Annotated in this window: 15 protein-coding genes, 2 tRNA genes and 1 pseudogene; 6 read left to right on the top strand and 12 right to left on the bottom strand. The window is 63.6% G+C overall.

All coding sequences use genetic code 11. The features are described 5' to 3' along the window. Positions 1-86: 86 nt before the first annotated feature. Positions 87-1,253 (top strand): glucose-1-phosphate adenylyltransferase family protein, encoded by a 1,167-nt coding sequence (locus MUN85_RS03810; RefSeq protein WP_250505450.1) that lies wholly within the window; start codon positions 87-89, stop codon positions 1,251-1,253. A 160-nt stretch (positions 1,254-1,413) separates the two neighbouring features. Beyond that, a complete protein-coding gene (locus MUN85_RS03805) occupies positions 1,414-1,746 on the top strand; it encodes a class I SAM-dependent methyltransferase (protein ID WP_250505449.1) in 333 nt (110 codons plus the stop codon). A 10-nt stretch (positions 1,747-1,756) separates the two neighbouring features. On the opposite strand, the gene MUN85_RS03800 is transcribed toward MUN85_RS03805, so the two are convergent. Beyond that, positions 1,757-3,457: an alpha-glucosidase gene (locus tag MUN85_RS03800; RefSeq protein ID WP_250505448.1), complete on the bottom strand. Its 1,701-nt coding sequence runs from the start codon at positions 3,455-3,457 to the stop codon at positions 1,757-1,759. A 216-nt stretch (positions 3,458-3,673) separates the two neighbouring features. On the opposite strand from MUN85_RS03800, the gene MUN85_RS03795 reads away from it, so the two are divergent. Next, positions 3,674-5,530 carry an exo-alpha-sialidase gene (locus tag MUN85_RS03795; RefSeq protein WP_250505447.1) on the top strand — a complete coding sequence of 619 codons (1,857 nt, stop codon included), beginning with the start codon at positions 3,674-3,676 and terminating at the stop codon, positions 5,528-5,530. A gap of 89 nt (positions 5,531-5,619) precedes the next feature. On the opposite strand, the gene MUN85_RS03790 is transcribed toward MUN85_RS03795, so the two are convergent. Next, entirely contained in the window at positions 5,620-6,621 is a 1,002-nt protein-coding gene (locus MUN85_RS03790; RefSeq protein ID WP_250505446.1) for a polysaccharide deacetylase family protein, read from the bottom strand. A 46-nt stretch (positions 6,622-6,667) separates the two neighbouring features. After that, positions 6,668-6,862 (bottom strand): hypothetical protein, encoded by a 195-nt coding sequence (locus MUN85_RS03785; protein ID WP_250505445.1) that lies wholly within the window; start codon positions 6,860-6,862, stop codon positions 6,668-6,670. Between the two features lie 100 nt (positions 6,863-6,962). Here MUN85_RS03785 and MUN85_RS13030 point away from each other — a divergent pair. Continuing rightward, positions 6,963-7,118: pseudogene (locus MUN85_RS13030) on the top strand (nucleotidyltransferase domain-containing protein); the annotation flags it as partial. Positions 7,119-7,262: 144 nt separating this feature from the next. After that, positions 7,263-7,760: an aminoglycoside adenylyltransferase domain-containing protein gene (locus tag MUN85_RS03780; RefSeq protein ID WP_250505444.1), complete on the top strand. Its 498-nt coding sequence runs from the start codon at positions 7,263-7,265 to the stop codon at positions 7,758-7,760. A 132-nt stretch (positions 7,761-7,892) separates the two neighbouring features. On the opposite strand, the gene MUN85_RS03775 is transcribed toward MUN85_RS03780, so the two are convergent. Continuing rightward, on the bottom strand, positions 7,893-8,414 hold the full coding sequence (locus tag MUN85_RS03775) for a TetR/AcrR family transcriptional regulator (RefSeq protein WP_092565081.1): 522 nt from the start codon (positions 8,412-8,414) through the stop codon (positions 7,893-7,895). Between the two features lie 134 nt (positions 8,415-8,548). Here MUN85_RS03775 and MUN85_RS03770 point away from each other — a divergent pair, with 134 nt between their 5' ends. Beyond that, on the top strand, positions 8,549-9,625 hold the full coding sequence (locus MUN85_RS03770; protein ID WP_250505442.1) for a GNAT family N-acetyltransferase: 1,077 nt from the start codon (positions 8,549-8,551) through the stop codon (positions 9,623-9,625). A 111-nt stretch (positions 9,626-9,736) separates the two neighbouring features. On the opposite strand, the gene MUN85_RS03765 is transcribed toward MUN85_RS03770, so the two are convergent. From MUN85_RS03765 to recF, 8 genes are all read right to left on the bottom strand, one after another. Next, positions 9,737-9,809, bottom strand: a tRNA-Ala gene (locus MUN85_RS03765). Between the two features lie 14 nt (positions 9,810-9,823). Beyond that, positions 9,824-9,976, bottom strand: coding sequence for a DLW-39 family protein (locus MUN85_RS03760; protein ID WP_176780778.1), 153 nt, complete (start codon positions 9,974-9,976; stop codon positions 9,824-9,826). 23 nt (positions 9,977-9,999) lie between these two features. Further along, positions 10,000-10,076: transfer RNA gene (locus tag MUN85_RS03755), tRNA-Ile, on the bottom strand. A gap of 65 nt (positions 10,077-10,141) precedes the next feature. Then, complete coding sequence (locus MUN85_RS03750; RefSeq protein ID WP_250505441.1) at positions 10,142-10,675, bottom strand: DUF3566 domain-containing protein; 534 nt, start codon at positions 10,673-10,675, stop codon at positions 10,142-10,144. Continuing rightward, complete coding sequence (gene gyrA, locus MUN85_RS03745) at positions 10,675-13,140, bottom strand: DNA gyrase subunit A (protein ID WP_250505529.1); 2,466 nt, start codon at positions 13,138-13,140, stop codon at positions 10,675-10,677. Before gyrA ends, MUN85_RS03750 begins: the two co-directional genes overlap by 1 nt. A gap of 94 nt (positions 13,141-13,234) precedes the next feature. After that, entirely contained in the window at positions 13,235-15,259 is a 2,025-nt protein-coding gene (gyrB, locus tag MUN85_RS03740; RefSeq protein WP_250505440.1) for a DNA topoisomerase (ATP-hydrolyzing) subunit B, read from the bottom strand. Positions 15,260-15,409: 150 nt separating this feature from the next. Further along, positions 15,410-15,964, bottom strand: coding sequence for a DciA family protein (locus MUN85_RS03735; protein ID WP_250505439.1), 555 nt, complete (start codon positions 15,962-15,964; stop codon positions 15,410-15,412). Further along, on the bottom strand, positions 15,961-17,109 hold the full coding sequence (recF, locus tag MUN85_RS03730; protein WP_250505438.1) for a DNA replication/repair protein RecF: 1,149 nt from the start codon (positions 17,107-17,109) through the stop codon (positions 15,961-15,963). Before recF ends, MUN85_RS03735 begins: the two co-directional genes overlap by 4 nt. Between the last annotated feature and the right edge of the window lie 2 nt (positions 17,110-17,111).

Here is a 17,111-nt window from a genome sequence, read left to right as displayed (position 1 = left end):
CCGATCGCGCGCGACGGCGGGAGCGAGCATGGCGCCATTGTTGCACTGATCGCGCGCGAGGGGGCGGGCCGTGGTGGGATGGAGCCATGAACGAACCGAGCGTGCTCGCCATCATTCTCGCCGGCGGCAAGGGCTCGCGCCTCGGCGCACTCACCGACACGCGCGTCAAACCCGCGCTCCCGATGGGCGGCAGCTACCGGCTGATCGACGTCTCGCTCTCCAACCTCGTGCACAGCCGAATCCGCGATATTTGGCTCATCGAGCAGTACCTGCCGCATTCGCTCAACGAGCATCTCTCGCACGGTCGCCCGTGGGATTTGGACCGCAATTACGGCGGTCTCATCCTCTCGCCACCGTTCGAGGGCGGACACGGCGAGGGGTTTGCGACCGGCAATTCCGACGCGCTTTACCGCCACCGCGAGCGCCTGGCGGAAGCGAGCGCCGACCTCGTCCTCGTGCTGTCCGCCGACCAGCTCTACACGCTCGACTTCCGCGACGTCATCGCCACCCACCTTGCAGCGGACGCCGAGCTCACAATGGTCACGACGCGCATCGCCGATGACTGCTCGCGCTATGGGGTCGTGACCGCCGATGAGGACGGTCGCGTCACGGCCTTTGACTACAAACCCGAGAAGCCCGCGGGCAACCTCATCACCGCCGAGATCTTCTGCTACTCGCGCACCGCACTCATCGACGCCCTCGACGAGCTGCACGCCGCGCATGGCGAACTCGGGGATTACGGCGAAGACCTCGTGCCGCATTTCGTGTCCCGCGGCAGCGCCGTCGAACACCGCATGAGCGGGTACTGGATGGACATGGGCACGCTGCAGTCCTACTGGACGGCCCACCTGCAGCTCATCGACGGCGACGGCGCCATCCTCGACGCGCCGCAGTGGTCGATCTACACCGCGGCGCCGCAATTCATGCCCGCGCGCGTGGACGGCGACGTCTCGGCTTCGCTTATCGCCGCGGGCGCGTGCGTTTCTGGCACCGTCGAGCACAGCGTCATCGGCCCGGGCGCGAGCATCGAAGCCGGCGCGATCATCCGCGATAGCGTCGTCCTGAACGGCGCCACGATCGGCGCGGGCGTCGAACTCACGAACTGCATCGTCGACCTCGACGCGCACGTCACGGGCGGCGGGCCGCGCGGCAGCGAGGGCGTCGTCACGCTCATCGGCGCCGATGGCCTCATCGCCGAGCGCCAGCCCTTCGATACCGGCGCCGCACTCCCCCGCGGGTTCGGCGGCGCGTAGGCTCGTCGCATGCCCCGGCTGTTTCTTGGCCAGCGGCTCTTCGACGCCGCCATGGCGCCGCTGACGCTGCTGCGCCGCGAGGCCCTGTTCGCGAGCCTGCTCGATACCTCCGGGGTGCGCGCCGACGAGCACGCGGCGCGGCAGCAGTATCGAGCGTTTCGTGCAAGGCGACATTCGAGCCATTCCAGCGACGAACGACGCTGCCGATCGCGTCATCTCCTCGCTCGTCATTCACCACGTCCAGCCGGACGAGCACGCGGCCACGTTCGCGGAGCTCGCGCGCGTGCTGCGCCCCGGCGGGACACTCTTCGTCATCGAGATCGCGCGGCCGACGACGCGCTGGGCGCGCCTGGCTTTCGGGTGGCACAGCTGTGTGCGCGCAGCCCTACCCGAGGCACGGCTGCGCGAGCTCGCCCGCGACGCCGGATTCACCTGCATCGCCACGGCAGCGACGGCCCCCTGGGTGCGCTGGCTGCGGGCTACAAAGCCCTAGCGCCTCGCCGCTAGTGCCGCAGGTAGACGACCTGCCAGCCGCGCAGCTGCCCGGCGGTGACGTCCTCGCTCGCGAGGACGACCTCGGCTCCGGCCGGCCACCACTGCTCGGGTACGTCGACGTCCTCACGCGAGAAGTTCGCGAGCGCCGTCAGCCGCTCCTCCTCCAGGGTGCGCCGCACCGCCCACACGGTGGGCCGCTCGGCATCGATAAGTGCCGGTGAGAGCAGCTCGAAGTCGCCTGCCACGAGGACGGGCAGCTCCCTGCGCAGCGCGATGAGCTCGCGGTAGAACTCGAAGACGGAGCCCGCCACGCCCACCTGCGCCGCCGCGTTGATCTCGCGTGCCGCCGGATTAATCGCAAGCCACGGCTCACCGGTCGTGAACCCCGCGCCCGGCTCGTCGCTCCACTGCATGGGCGTGCGCGCATTATCGCGATTCACCCGCGCGATACCGGGCAGGAGCTCGGCGAAACTGCGTCCCTCGGCGGCCCGCGCGGCAACGTAGTTCAGCACCTCGAGATCGCGGAACTCGCTGAGGTCGGCCCACGGGACGTTGATCATCCCGAGTTCCTGGCCCTGGTAGACGTAGGGCGTGCCGCGGTGCGCGTGCAGCATGCCCGCGAGCGCCTTCGCGGATTTCGCCCGCCACTCCTCCGCCTCATCGCCCCACCGGCTCACCGAGCGCGGCTGGTCATGATTCTCGAAGTACAGCGAGTTCCAGCCGACCTCGCCCATGCCCTCCTGCCACGCCGCAAGATTGCCCGCGAGGTCCGCGAGCCGCATCTCGGGCCGCTCGACGGCGAACTTATCGGCGGGATTGTTATCGAGGCCGACGTGCTCGAACTGGAAGACCATGTCGACTTCCCGCCGCGCCGGATCCGAGCATTTCAGCGCATCATCCAGCCCAATTCCGGGCGTTTCGCCGACGGTTAAGAATGTGCGATCCGGGTAGGCGTCGAAGACCTCGCGGTGCATCTCTGCCAAAAACTCGTGGAACCGCGGCCCGTTCGCGCACGCCTCGAAGCAGGAGCCGCGCCCCGTCGGCCCGACGGGCCCATCCGGCAGTCCCTCAACCTTCGAAATGAGGTTGATGACATCCATCCGGAACCCGTCCACCCCGCGCTGAAGCCACCACCGCATCATCGCGTAGATCGCCTGCCGCACCTGCGGGTTCTCCCAGTTCAAATCCGGCTGCTTGCGCGAGAACAAATGCAGGTAGTACTGCCCACTGGCCTCATCCAACTGCCACGTCGACCCGGAGAAAAACGACTCCCAGTTGTTCGGCTCGCTGCCATCGGGCTTCGGATCCCGCCAGATGTACCAGTCGCGCTTGGCCGAATCGCGCCCGCTCGCCGATTCGACGAACCACGGGTGTTCATCGGAAGTGTGATTGACGACGAGATCCATCACCAGCCGGATATCGCGCTCGTGCAGCGCCGCCACCAGCTCATCGAAGTCCGCAAGCGTCCCGAAGGTGGGATCGATCGCCTGATAGTCGGAGATGTCGTAGCCATTATCGTCCTGCGGCGACTCGTAGATCGGCGAGAGCCACACGACCCCGACGCCGAGCTCCGCCAGGTGATCGACCCGCTCGATGATCCCGCGCAGATCGCCAATGCCATCCCCGTTCGAATCCGCGAAGGAGCGCGGATAGATCTGATAGACGACGCGATCGCGCCACCACTGGTTCAGCTGCGGTTTGGTGTTCACAGCTCTACCGTAGGCATAGTTTCGCGGAAGTCCCACATCTGTAGTACGAGTGTCTCAAGTCGCCAGCCAGACCTTCATTTAGCCTGAGTAGGAAGACGAATCCCTTCAGACTGTCACCCACTACGCAGTAAATTCATCGCTTTACGGTTGAGCGAGACCGTGCTAGCTTGTCTGTTGTCTGACGTCTGATCAGACGTACCAGTCGAAGGAGACGTGATGAGAAAATCTCGCCGCCTAACATTAGGCGCTGCTGCAACCGCCATATTTCTCGCCCTGCCGATTTCTGCCCAGGCCGCGGACGACTATGACGCCGATCCGCTGTGGACGGGCCAAAAGCCCTTCTACACCGAACAGACCCTCGCCATGGGCGGCGACGGCCTCTTCCCCAATTACCGGATCCCCGCCCTGACGGTCACAAACGAGGGCACCGTCCTCGCCTCTTACGACGGCCGCCCCACGGGCATCGACGCTCCCGGCCCCAACTCGATCCTGCAACGCGCCTCCAGCGATAACGGCGCCACCTGGGGCGAGCAGACCGTCGTGAACGCCGGCAAGGCCAGCCACCCGAAGGAAGGCTATTCCGATCCGAGCTACCTCGTCGATCGCGAAACGGGCACGATCTTCAACTTCCACGTCAAGTCCTACGATCAGGGCTTCTTCGGCTCGAAGCCCGGCGTCGATCCGAGCGACCGCAACGTCCTGCACGCCGTCGTCGCCGAGTCCCATGACGACGGCGCGACGTGGACGACGCGCAACATCACCGCCGACATCACGCCCGACCTCTCGGTCAAAGCGCGCTTCGCCTCCTCCGGCCAGGGCATCCAGCTGAAGTACGGCAAGTACGCCGGTCGCCTCATCCAGCAGTACGCGATCCTGCCCGCCCAGGGCAGCCCGCTCGCCGTCTCGATCTACTCCGACGATCATGGCAAGACCTGGCAGGCCGGCGAGCCCTTTGGCCCCGCGATGGACGAGAACAAGACGGTCGAGCTCTCCGATGGCACGATCATGTTGAACTCGCGCGATTTCGACGCCCAGAGCTACCGCAAGGTCGCCTACTCCACCGACGGCGGCCACACCTACGGCCCCTGGACGCTGGATAAGAACCTCATCGATCCGCGCAACAACGCCTCCATCGTGCGGGCGTACCCGAACGCCGAGGAAGGCAGCGACAAGGCCAAGGTCCTGCTGTTTTCCAACGCCGCATCCAAGACCTCGCGCAGCAATGGCACGGTCCGCGTTTCCTGCGACGACGGCCAGACCTGGCCGGTGTCCAAGGTCTTTACCACGGGCGCAATGGCGTACTCGACGCTCGCGACCCTGCCCGACGGCACCATCGGCCTGCTGTGGGAACCGGGGCATAACGGCATCGTCTTTTCCAAGTTCAACATGGCCTGGCTCGAAGGCGTCTGCGCCCCGATGACCGCCGACGAAACGACGATCGAGCGCGGCACCTCCGAAACGGTCGAGGTCACGATGCAAAACCAGCTCGGCCCGGTCCTGAAGATCGATTCGATCACCGCGAACGCCCCCGAGGGCTGGAGCGTCGACGTCGATGCCCCCAAGCGCGTGCAGCCGCACCGCTCCACGAGCTTCGACGTGAGCATCACCGTGCCCGCGAGCGCCGCCGGCGGAACCTACGAGATCCCGCTAACGCTCACGACCAACAAGGGCCGCACCTCCCAGGGCGTCCTGACGGTCATCGTGCCACGGACCGCCGACGAGGTCGATGGCCGGATTTCGGTCAAGGCGACGCACACGAACCCGAAGTCGGGCCCGTACGCGATCGGCGAGGTCCTGCGCTTCAACTTCGAGGTCACCAACCTCTCCAGCGCCACCACCACGGTCGTGCCGACGGGCAACCTGGAGAACCTCGACCCGAATAACGCGCGGCAAAACTGCCGCTACCGTCAGCTCGGCGGGAACGCATCCTACACCTGCACATTCCCTTTCCACGTGGTGACGCAGGCGGACCTCGACGCGGGTTCCTTCACCCCGAACACGAGCTGGGTCTCGACCTCCGGTAGTGACGTCACGACGGTGAATCTGTCCGAACCCACCGTGACGCTCAAGTAGCCTCGCCAAACCGGCCGCCGCCCCAGTCTCCCGGGGCGGCGGCCCTACAACACCAGAGCCGTGGCCGACCTCGTCACCAAGGCGACGCGTCACGGGTGAGCCGGCTGGGCTAGCAACGCCTTCAGCACCTCGGGGTCCTGCAGCTCCATCCACGCGATGACGTCCTGGTAGGTCGTGCAGTAGGTCTCCTCTTTGCCGCACGTGTCCGCCATAAAGGAGGCCACGGCCGGATTGAAGGCGTTGCCGGACCAGTTATTGAAGTGGTTGCCGATGACGAGCGGCGCCCGGTTGCCGCCGAACGCCTGCTCGTACATGTAGTCATAGGTCTGGCGCGCGGCGCGCGTCATCTCCGCCGTCTTGGACTTATCGTCCTTGCCGCCATTGAACTTGATCCAGAAGTTGTAGTCCATCGCCATGACGGTGGGCGACTTATAACCCGGTTTGTCGAAGGCCGGAGAGTTCACGACGGGCATCTGGAACTCCCAGATCCCGTCGATCTTTTCCGGCCACGACAGCCCATTGGACAGCACCATCGACGTGTCATAGGTGAAGCCGGCATCCTTCCACGCCGGGATCATCGCCTCGAGCTTTCCCTCCAGGCACGGCGTGCGCCCACCCTTGATGTGCTCGACGGGCACCTTCAGCTCCGGAAACGAGTCGTCGTAGCCGTTGATCGCCTTGTGCTCGGTGAGGAACTTCTTGAACTGCCCGATCTCATTCTTCCAATCGGCGGTGGACCAATCATTGCCCGACGGGCCGGCCCCGGCGCAGAAGTGGCCATTATAGTGCGTGCCGATTTCGTGGCCCGCGGCATACGCCTCGTTCAGGTCATTGACGAGCGTCGCGATCCGGTGCGAATCGCCACCGAATCCCACCGACGACTTGCCGGCCTTGTGCCCCGGTCCCTGGTAAGCGGTCTTGTGCTGGTCGTCGATGAAGTACGTGCCAGTCACGAACCCGACGAAGCGGGCGTCGGTCTTTTTGGCGACGGCCATGAACTCTTGCCACTTGGCGTGTGAGCCCGCGCCATCGAATGACACGATGATGAACTGCGGCGCCTTCTCGCCCGGTTTCAGCTTCTCCATCGGCACGTTGCTCGCCTTGCGGCCCGGCGGATTAGGCGTCGCGCTCGGCTGCTCAGATTCGCTCGGGCTCGGATCGGGCGAGGTCGTCTCGGTAGGCGAAGCGGCGGGTGGAGGCGTCGTTGCGGACGGCGAGCTGTCGTTCGGCGCCGGATTGCTGGGTGTACAGGCCGCGATCGCCAGGACGAGACAGGCACTGGCCGCTGCGGCGCGGGTCGATCGATTCATGGTGGAGCCCCCTGTCGTCCATCGATCACTCGATCCTACTCCGCATTGAGGAGATGTCACGGCCTCTGCGGGGCGCGCGCATCAAAAACAACTCACGTGGCACCGCTTGAGACAATGACACCGTGGGGTACAACGAAGAGTGGCATGCGCAAGTGGCTCCTGTGGTGCAGCACGTCGAGCGAACGAAACCTGGCGATGTTCTAGGGCTCTACGTGTTCGGCTCAACTGTGTCGAGTGGGTTGCGACCGGATAGCGACATTGACTTACTCATGATCACTAGGCGTTCGCTGTCTTGCGCTGAACGGCGTGATGTAGTGAGTCTTCTCCTTGCCTGCTCCGGATGGCGCGGTCATGCTGCGCGATTCCCTGAAGCCCAAGATCGGCGTCCGATTGAACTAACCAGCGTGGTGAGAGCGGAGACCGTGAACTGGGAGGAAGTCCCGGCACGCGATTTTCAATATGGTGAGTGGCTGCGGCATCACTATGTCGAAGGCGAGCTCCCGGTCGCATCGACTGATCCGGATGTCACCGTGCTGACAGCTACCGCGCAGCAAGCTAACCAAGTGTTGCTAGGTCCGCCTCTGACATCATTACTGCCCACAGTTCCGACTCAGGTCCTGCGTCGTGCTGTAGCCGATTGTGTCGAGGAGGTCGTGGCCGGGGTCGAAGGAGACGAGTGCAATGTTCTCCTTACTCTTGCGCGAATTCTGGTGACACTCGAAACCGGAAAGATCGTTCCGAAAGATGAGGCGGTGGGCCAGATCGGAGCGATGCTCTCGGATGCGGACCGTGCTGTGTTGGAGCGCGCTCGAGACCGCTACCTCGGAATTGATGGTGTTCGGTGGACTGTGGGAACTGAGGCCAGCACTGAGCTAGCGCATCGGCTCGCAAAGATGGCCTCGCGCTACGTTGTTGAATGACAGGGGCAATGACATGGACCAGGGGCCAAGCACGCCCTGCTCTCGAGACCAGCTCCAATGCGCCCATCATTCTCACGCAGACAAACCTGTGGCAATCTGCATCGCAAGGCAGCCCCGAAGCAGAAGAGTCCCTTACGGCAAGAGTGCCTTTATTCCGTTAGCAAGGATCTCTTGCGGACTGATGTGGTGCGTCGCGTGGAGTCGCGCGTACGTGGGGGCTTGCTCAGGGTCGATAGTGACTCGCTTTTCGTCGGGTGCCATGGGTGCGGTCAGGGAAGAACCGATCACCAGGTTGGACAATCGGTAGGCAGTTCCCAGCGGATCCGGCGCGCCCGCTTGTTCGAGCAGGACGCACATCCGCTCGGATAGGGCCAGGTAGGCGGGGCCCCTGGGTGCGCGCATGCCAATGACCAGACCGGCCCAGCGGTGGGTGGTGAGGTGCGCGAAGAAGGCTTGCATCAGGGAGGGCAGGTCGGCCTTGCGGATCGCCTCGGACATCAAGGGATCGTCTGCGAGCGCTGTGTCGAGAGCGAGGTCAAACAGATCGTCGACTGATTCCACCCGCGAGTAGAGGCTAGCTGGGGCGACGCCGACCTGTTGCGCCACGGATCGCAGAGTGAGGGCCCTCAATCCGCCTTCGTCCAGCAGTCTCACGGACGCCCTCGCAACCTTCACGATGTCCACTGCACGGAGACGTTGCACAGGTTTGCAGTGTTCCCAGTAGCTCACCGCACCACCCTAACCGAACATGCTTCAGTTAGCTATCCAATCTATGTTAGGTTAAGAGGATGCTGGATGCCACCACCCTCCCAATCACCTTTAAGAACACTCGCCTACGTCCCCTGTCCGAGCTGGACGCGGAAGCATATGCAGCCGGCACCAAGGACGAGGCTGTGGGGCAGTTCGGTCACCTTCCCAAACCGGAATACAGCCCCGAGTCCGTGCGGCGGATGATCCAAGACGAGGTCGCAGCAGGTCTGTCATCGGGTAGGTTGGCAGTCCTCGCAGTTGCCGATGCAGAGACGGACCGGTTCGTAGGGTCCGTGGTGCTTTTCGGCGTCAGCTCCGAGGCTGCGGAGGTCGGGTTCTGGATTCATCCCGATGCACGGGGAGCAGGGCATGCTCGTCGAGCGTTGGAACTGGCATCGCGTTTGGCAGACAACAGTGGTCTTCGATTCCTGACTGCACGCACGCTCCCGGAGAACCGAGCCTCGCAGCGCTGCTTGACGGCCGCGGGGTTCCGTTTGGTTGAGCAACGCGTCGGGACTACGCCTGCAGGACGCTCCGAGGAGTTGTTTCACTACCGACGCGACCTTGCGCCTAGCGTTCAGTGGCCCTTGGCGACGGAGCGATTGCGCCTCCGTCTGCATAACGCAGACGATGCCGGATGGCTTCACGAGCTGTACTCGCAACCAGATGTTGCCCGTTACCTGCTGGACGAACCGTGGACCGCGGAAGTCGCCCGTGACAAGCTCGCCGAGCGCCTGGGCAAGACCGGCCTCGATGGTGAGAGTGGTTCGCTTGCGCTGGTCATCGAGCTTGAGGGCGTCGCGATCGGGGATGTAGTTCTGTGGCTCACCAATGACGAGCACGACCAAGGCGAAATTGGGTGGGTCCTCGACCCGAGACACGGTGGAAGAGGTTTCGCCAGCGAGGCTGTGCAGGCAGTGCTCGCTCTCGGGTTCGACCACTACAAGCTTCACCGCATCACCGCACAGATGGATGCTCGCAATAGCGCCTCCGCAGCACTGGCCAGCCGCGTAGGAATGAGGCTCGAAGCACATCACGTTCAGGACTGGTTTAGTAAGGGCGAATGGACCGACACCCTCGTCTATGCGCGACTTGCTTCTGAGAACGCGCGCTAAGAATCGGGAGCCAGACTTTCGAGCTCCCTGATACGCGGTGGGCTTAGAAAAGCTACAAGGCCCGAACCGAAACCATCAACGATGGCAAGGGTTCGAGCCTTGTGGATCGAGTGGAGCCAAGGGGACTCGAACCCCTAACCCCCTGCTTGCAAAGCAGGTGCGCTACCAATTGCGCCATGGCCCCTAGTGCGAAACAGTCTACTTCTGCAGCGCGATGAGATCTTCGGGAGTCTCGCCGAAGCTGTCGGTGACCTCGGCCCAGATGTCGCGCTCTTCGCGCTCTTGCTGGATCCGAACCCACAGGGCGTAACCGGCGATGGAAGCTGCGGCGATTGCCAGAATCTTCTTCACGTTGCCCTCCTTAGGCGAGTACGTGGTGGGCCTAGCTGGACTCGAACCAGCGACCTCTTCCTTATCAGGGAAGCGCTCTAACCGACTGAGCTATAGGCCCGTGACCGAATGAGAATATCCCATTTTGTCGGTCAATCCCAAACCGGGATGTGGTGTTCCCGCTCACTACTCCTCGACGAGGGTGACGTGGATGCCACCGACGAGGGACGCGACGATGTTGTAAAGGAACGCGCCGATAGTCATGAGGGCTGTCAGCAGGATCGTGTTCGCGATCGCGACGATCGTGGCCAGCGAGATGACCTTATCGAAGTGCAGGTAGCCGAGCAGCTTGGAGAACTCCCCGGAGGAGGTATCGATCTCGCCGATGATCTTGGTGATCTGGGCGAAGACCTGGAAGGAGTCGAGCAGCAGCCAGGACAGCGCGGCAGCGATGACTGTCATGATGCCGATCGCGATCGATAGCAGGAAGCCGAGCTTCATGACCGACCACGGATCGACGCGCTGGATGATGCGGTAATCGACTGCCAGGCCCGTGGTTTCGCCCGTGCCGCGGCGCGCAAAGAAGCCGGTGCGCGGCTCATCGACCTCGGCGGGCTCACGGACGTCGCCTGCCTCGTCGTAGGTGAGGACATCGTCCTCGCTCGGGGGCGGCGGGGAGACGAGTCGCGGGCGATCCTCGTTGGTGTTGTCCTGGCTCATTAGGCCTCCTCAGCCGACTCGGCGTCGTCTTCGTCGTCGGTCTCGTTGTTCAAAGTGATCGCGATGATGCGATCGCCCTTGTCCGGTTTGGCGAACGTCACGCCCTGGGTGTTGCGTCCGGTGCGGTTAACCTCCGCAACCTTTGTACGCACGATCTTGCCACGTTCCATGATGACGAGGACCTCATCATCGTCGTGAGTCACCAATGCGCCGATCAAATCGCCGCGGGCGTCGACGAGGTTGGCGACCTTCACGCCCATGCCACCGCGGCCCTGGACCCGGTATTCGGACAGACGCGTGCGCTTGGCGAAGCCGCCCTCCGTGACGACGAAGAGGTCGGCGTCGTCTTCCACGACGTCCATGGTGAGTAGCTCATCACCGTCACGGAAGCGCATGCCGCGTACGCCGGAGGTTGCGCGGCCCATCGGGCGCAGGGCCTCGTCGGTGGCGGTGAAGCGTAGCGACTGGCCCTTCTTGGAGACGAGGATGAGATCGTCGCCGACGCAGGCCAGGCGGGCGGAGACGAGCTGATCGGCGTTGCCGTCCTCGTCCTCGCGCAACCGGATGGCGATGACGCCGCCGCTGCGGTTGGAGTCGTACTCGGTGAGGTAGGTCTTTTTCACGAGGCCTTCGCGCGTGGCGAGGACGAGGAAATCGGCCTGCTCGTAGTCCTTGATCGCGAGCACCTCGGCGATGTGCTCCTCGGGCTGGAATGCGAGGAGGTTCGCGACGTGCTGGCCCTTGGCATCGCGCCCGCCCTCGGGCAGCTCATAGGCCTTGGCGCGGTAGACGCGCCCGAGGTTGGTGAAGAACAACAGCCAGTGGTGCGTCGTCGTGGTGAAGAAGTGCTCGACGATGTCGTCTTCGCGCAAGGCGGCGCCACGCACGCCCTTGCCGCCGCGGCGCTGGGAGCGGTAGTTGTCGATGCGGGTGCGCTTGGCGTAGCCACCGCGCGTGATAGTGACGACGACGTCTTCTTCGGGGATGAGGTCTTCCATCCGCATTTCGCCGTCGAAGGGCAGGATCGTTGTGCGGCGTTCATCGCCGTATTTCTCGACGAGGGCTTCGAGCTCTTCGCCGACGATGACGCGCTGGCGTTCCGGCTTGGCGATGATGTCCTCGAAGTCGAGGATCTGTGCCTTGAGGTCCTCGTATTCCTGCTGGATCTTTAGGCGTTCCAGGGCAGCGAGGCGGCGCAGCTGCATGGACAGGATCGCCTCGGCTTGGACCTCGTCGATGCCGAGCAGTTCCATGAGGCCGCTGCGCGCGTCCTCGGTGGTGCGCGAGGCGCGGATGAGGGCGATGACTTCGTCGAGGGCGTCGAGCGCCTTCATGTAGCCCTCGAGCAGGTGCATCCGTTCCTGCGCCTTGCGCAGCAGGTAGCGCGTGCGGCGGACGATGACCTCGAGCTGGTGGTTGACCCAGTGGCGGATGAAGCCGTCGAGCGAGAGGGTTCGCGGAACGCCGTCTACGAGCGCCAGCATGTTTGCCGGGAAGTTCGCCTGCATCGCGGTGTGCTTATACAGGTTGTTGAGCACGACCTTCGCAACGGCGTCGCGCTTGAGCACGATGACGAGGCGCTGGCCGGTGCGGCCGGAGGATTCGTCGCGGATATCGGCGATGCCAGGCAGGCGGCCTTCGTTGACGCCTTCGGCGATGCGCTTGAGCAGGCGGTCGGGGTTGACCTGGTAGGGAAGTTCGGTCACGACGAGGCAGGTGCGACCGTTGATCTCGTCGACCTCGACGATCGCGCGCTGCGTGATCGAGCCGCGGCCCGTGCGGTAGGCCTCCTCGATGCCGCGGTAGCCGAGGATCTGCGCGCCAGTCGGGAAGTCGGGGCCCTTGATGCGCTGCAGCAGCGCTTCGAGCAGCTCTTCCTTCTCCGCTTCGGGGTGCTCGAGCAGCCACTTCACGCCGTCGGCGACTTCGCGCAGATTGTGCGGCGGGATGCGGGTGGCCATGCCGACGGCGATGCCCTCGGAGCCGTTGACGAGGAGATTCGGGAAGCGCGCGGGCAGCACGACGGGCTCGAGCGAGCGGCCGTCGTAGTTTTCCTGGAAGTCGACCGTCTCGCGGTCGATGTCGCGCACCATCTCCATCGCGAGCGGCGCCATCTTGGCCTCGGTGTACCGCGGGGCGGCGGCGCCCTGATCGCCGGCGGAACCAAAGTTGCCCTGGCCGGTGACGAGCGGGTAGCGCATCGACCATGGTTGGACGAGGCGGACGAGGGTGTCGTAGATCGCCGAGTCGCCGTGCGGGTGGTAGTGACCCATGACGTCGCCGACGATACGCGCAGACTTGGAAAATGCGCTGTCGGGCCGGTAGCCACCGTCGTACATCGCGTAAAGAACGCGGCGGTGGACGGGCTTAAGGCCGTCGCGAACATCGGGCAGGGCTCGGCCCACGATGACGGACATCGCGTAGTCGAGGTAGGACCGCTTCATCTCGGTCTTCAGGTCGACCATTTCGATGCGGTCGCGGCCCTCGGTTACGACATCCAGCTCGTCGTTGGTCTGCTCATCGCTCACAGTGATACTTCTTTCGCGTCGTTAGTTCCGGCTAGATGTCGAGGAACCGGACGTCCTTGGCGTTTCGGTGAATAAAGCTGCGTCGGGATTCGACGTCTTCGCCCATGAGGATCGAGAAGATCTCGTCGGCCGCGGCAGCTTCACCGATCGTGACCTGTCGCAACGTGCGGGTCTCGGGGTTCATCGTGGTTTCCCACAGTTCGTGGTCGTTCATCTCGCCCAGACCCTTGTAGCGCTGGATCGCACTGTCCTTGGGCAGGCGGTTCCCGGCCGCGCGGCCCTCCTCGATCGCGGCGTCACGCTCGCGATCGGAGTAGACGTACTGGTGCGGCGCGTTCGTCCACTTGATGCGATACAGCGGGGGCTGCGCGAGGTAGACGTGCCCGTTTTCGACGAGCGGCTTCATGTAGCGGAAGAGAAGGGTCAGTAGCAGCGTCGAAATGTGCTGGCCATCGACGTCGGCGTCAGCCATGAGGATGATCTTGAAGTAGCGCAGACGATCGAGGTCGAATTCTTCGCCGATGCCGGTACCGAAAGCCGTGATGAGCGCACGCACTTCCTCGTTGGATAGCGCGCGATCCAGGCGAGCCTTCTCCACGTTCAGGATCTTGCCTCGCAGGGGCAGAATTGCCTGGGTTTCCGGGTCGCGGCCCTGCACGGCCGAGCCGCCTGCGGAGTCACCCTCGACGATGAAGATCTCGCACTTCGTCGCATCGCGCGAGGTGCAGTCCTTGAGCTTGCCGGGCATCGACGCCGACTCGAGTGCACCCTTGCGTCGCGTGGCTTCGCGCGCCTTGCGGGCTGCCATGCGGGCTGCGGCCGCTTGCTGCGACTTGCGAATAATGTCGCGAGCTTCCGAGGGATGCGCGTCAAACCAGTCGCCAAGCTTGGCGTATAGCTGCTGCTGGACGAAAGTCCGCGCTTCGGTGTTGCCGAGCTTGGTCTTCGTCTGGCCCTCGAACTGCGGCTCTCCCAGTTTGATCGAGATGACAGCGGTCAGGCCCTCGCGAATATCGTCGCCCGTGAGGTTGTCGTCCTTGTCCTTCAGCAGGCCCTTGTCCTTGGCGTACTTGTTGACGAGCGAGGTCAGCGCCGAGCGGAAACCCTCTTCGTGGGTGCCGCCTTCGGAAGTGTTGATCGTATTCGCGTAGGTGTGGACGGCCTCGGAGTATCCGTTCGTCCACTGCATGGCGATCTCTAGGGAGATCTTGCGCTCGGGATCTTCCGCGGAAAAATCGATGACGTCGGCGTGCACGGGCTCGACGCGCTTCGCTGAATTCAGGTATTCGACGAAGTCGTACAGGCCGCGTTCGTACAGGTAGGTCACCTCGCGGTGGCCGGCTACCGGATCGTTTTCGGTGCCTTCGTCATCGCCGGTGATCTCGTCGCCCGCGTCCGTTGCTTCATCGCGCTCATCGGTGAGCGTAATCTTGAGGCCCTTGTTCAAAAACGCCATCTGCTGGAAGCGTGCCCGCAGCGTTTCAAAGTCGAAGTCGACCGTTTCGAAAATTTCGGGATCCGGATAGAACGTCTGGCTCGTGCCGGTCTCGTCCGTCGGTTCACCCTTGCGGAGCTCACCGACCGGCTTTCCGCCGTCGGCAAAGGACTGGTACCAGGTGTAACCCTGGCGCTTGACGACGGTTTCGACCCTCGTCGACAGGGCGTTCACGACCGAGACACCCACACCATGCAGACCGCCGGATACGGCGTAGGAGTCGCCGCCGAACTTGCCGCCCGCGTGCAGAATCGTCATGGCTACCTGGACCGTCGGGATGCCTTCGGTCGGGTGAATGTCCACCGGAATACCGCGGCCATCATCATCAACGCGTAACCCGCCGTCGTTTTGGATCGTCACCTCGATGTGGGTGCAGTAACCGGCTAGAGCCTCATCAACAGCGTTATCGACGACCTCATAGACCATGTGGTGTAAGCCGCGCTCACCGGTGGAGCCTATGTACATGCCCGGGCGTTTGCGGACTGCTTCAAGCCCTTCGAGGACGGTAATACTGCTAGCACCGTAGTCAGGCCGATCCTCGGCGCTCGTTGCGTCAGCCACGATAGCGGTGTCTCCTTCAAGGCACGGGTACAGCCCGGCAACTCACGCTGACGTCGCACGACACCGAGGCGTTTTTCGCACGGGCTCTGAACTTGACCAGTCTACCGGAAATCCGACAAACCCGAAGTTACACACAGCCTGTGGATAGCTCTAGTTGTAGGTGTCACGCGGACCTCGACCCTTGACAACTCGAGGCCCTTTTTTCCAACTCGGTGCCGCCGGTCCAACAATCTTGATCTCGGTGACGATGCCATCGCCCGCCTCTTCCGCGATGCGGCGTTCGATTTGAGGCAACAACAGCTTGAGCTGCGTCGCCCACGCTGTCGATGACGTCCGAATCGTCAGGAGGCCGTCCTTGAATGACTCGGCTGAGCAGTGTTGAGCCGTCTGCGGACCGACGATCTCCGCCCAGTTGCCAAGGACAGCACCAACGCCAACCTCAGAAAACCAATCCCGCATCCGAACGAAGCGTTCGGCCACATCGGCGACCGGCTGCGGATCGCGCCGCGAGCGTTTCGCACCTGAACCGACGTCGCCCAGCCCCGGTCCCCCCAGCGGAACTGCATCCATCTCCTCGACGAGATCGTCCGCGTGAATCTGCCGCTGTCTCGCAGACCGGCCCCGACGGTAGACGTGTCCTCGCGTCATGCGTCGCGCCCGCTGATAGGCCATGAGCGCGGCTTCGTCGCTTATGTCATCGCTCATGATTCGTCTTTGCTGACCACTGAGTTTGCGACGGTGTAACGCTGGGCGTCGAGTTCCTCGGGTACATCCGAGGGCACCGCTGCCGTAACAAAAACCTGTTCGGCGCCTGCAACCATGGCTGCGAGTCGGCGCTGGCGCGAGGCGTCGAGTTCGGCGAAAACATCGTCCAAAATCAGGATCGGACTCGTGCGCCCATCGCTGTCGTTTCGGGCTCGAAGAAGCTCATAGGATGCCAAGCGCAACGCAAGCGCGAAAGACCACGACTCACCATGGGAGGCATAGCCGCGAGCGGGCAGCTCATTCAAGGTGAGCACGAGGTCATCGCGATGCGGCCCCGCCAATGTCAATCCGCGTTCAATCTCCCGAGCGCGATTATCGACGAGCGCCGACGCCAGGCGTTGTCTCATCTGGTCAAGATCTCGAAGCTCATCGAGCGGGACCTCCCCGAGCGAGGACTTGATCGAGATGGCCGCGGTGGACTGGCCGCTGGCAACTTCGTCGTACGCGGCCTCGACCAGGGGTTGTAACTCGGCGACCATATCCGCGCGCGCAACGATGATCTGCGCGCCCAGATCCGCAATTTGTTCATCCCAGACGTCGAGCGTTGACAGGTCGGGGCTACGGCCGGCGCGCTGCTGACCAAACGCACTCTTCAACAGCGCCGAGCGCTGCCTGAGAACTCGGTCGTAATCGGTCTTGACGCCACCCAGCCGCGGCGAGAACTGCACGAGGAGGTCATCGAGGAATCGGCGCCGATCGGAGGGATCACCCTTGACCAAAATGAGGTCTTCGGGCGCAAAAATCACGCAATGCACGATCCCGAGCAGTTCGCGCGTCTTTACCGGGGTGCGGTTCAGCCGGGCGCGATTGGCCTTGCCAGCAAGAATCTCAACTTCCAGCATGAGGCTGCGATCGCCGTCTTGGACCTTCGCCCTGATGACCGCTGCCGACTCTCCCGCCTTCACCAATGCCGTATCGGCTGCCACCCGGTGCGACGAGAACGTCGCGAGGTAGGCAATGGCCTCGACGAGATTGGTTTTTCCCTGGCCGTTCAGCCCGATCAGAGCCTGAGCACCCGTTGCGAACTGGACGACCTGGTGGTCGTAGGAACGAAACTGGTCTAGCGCTAGATCCGAGATGAACACGG

The organism is Bowdeniella massiliensis (genome assembly GCF_023634005.1).
Lineage (GTDB): Bacteria > Actinomycetota > Actinomycetes > Actinomycetales > Actinomycetaceae > Bowdeniella > Bowdeniella massiliensis.
The sequence above is the reverse complement of the archived record's forward strand: the minus strand, read 5'-3'. Positions and strand labels throughout refer to the sequence as shown.

What these genes read in the sequence shown, in the direction of transcription:
- MUN85_RS03795 (WP_250505447.1), top strand. Translation starts at nt 3,674, where the DNA reads ATGAGAAAATCTCGCCGCCTAACATTAGGCGCTGCTGCAACCGCCATA.
- MUN85_RS03770 (WP_250505442.1), top strand. Translation starts at nt 8,549, where the DNA reads ATGCTGGATGCCACCACCCTCCCAATCACCTTTAAGAACACTCGCCTA.
- gyrA (WP_250505529.1), bottom strand. Translation starts at nt 13,140, where the DNA reads ATGGTCGACCTGAAGACCGAGATGAAGCGGTCCTACCTCGACTACGCG.
- MUN85_RS03735 (WP_250505439.1), bottom strand. Translation starts at nt 15,964, where the DNA reads ATGAGCGATGACATAAGCGACGAAGCCGCGCTCATGGCCTATCAGCGG.
- MUN85_RS03750 (WP_250505441.1), bottom strand. Translation starts at nt 10,675, where the DNA reads ATGAGCCAGGACAACACCAACGAGGATCGCCCGCGACTCGTCTCCCCG.
- MUN85_RS03785 (WP_250505445.1), bottom strand. Translation starts at nt 6,862, where the DNA reads ATGGACGACAGGGGGCTCCACCATGAATCGATCGACCCGCGCCGCAGC.
- MUN85_RS03810 (WP_250505450.1), top strand. Translation starts at nt 87, where the DNA reads ATGAACGAACCGAGCGTGCTCGCCATCATTCTCGCCGGCGGCAAGGGC.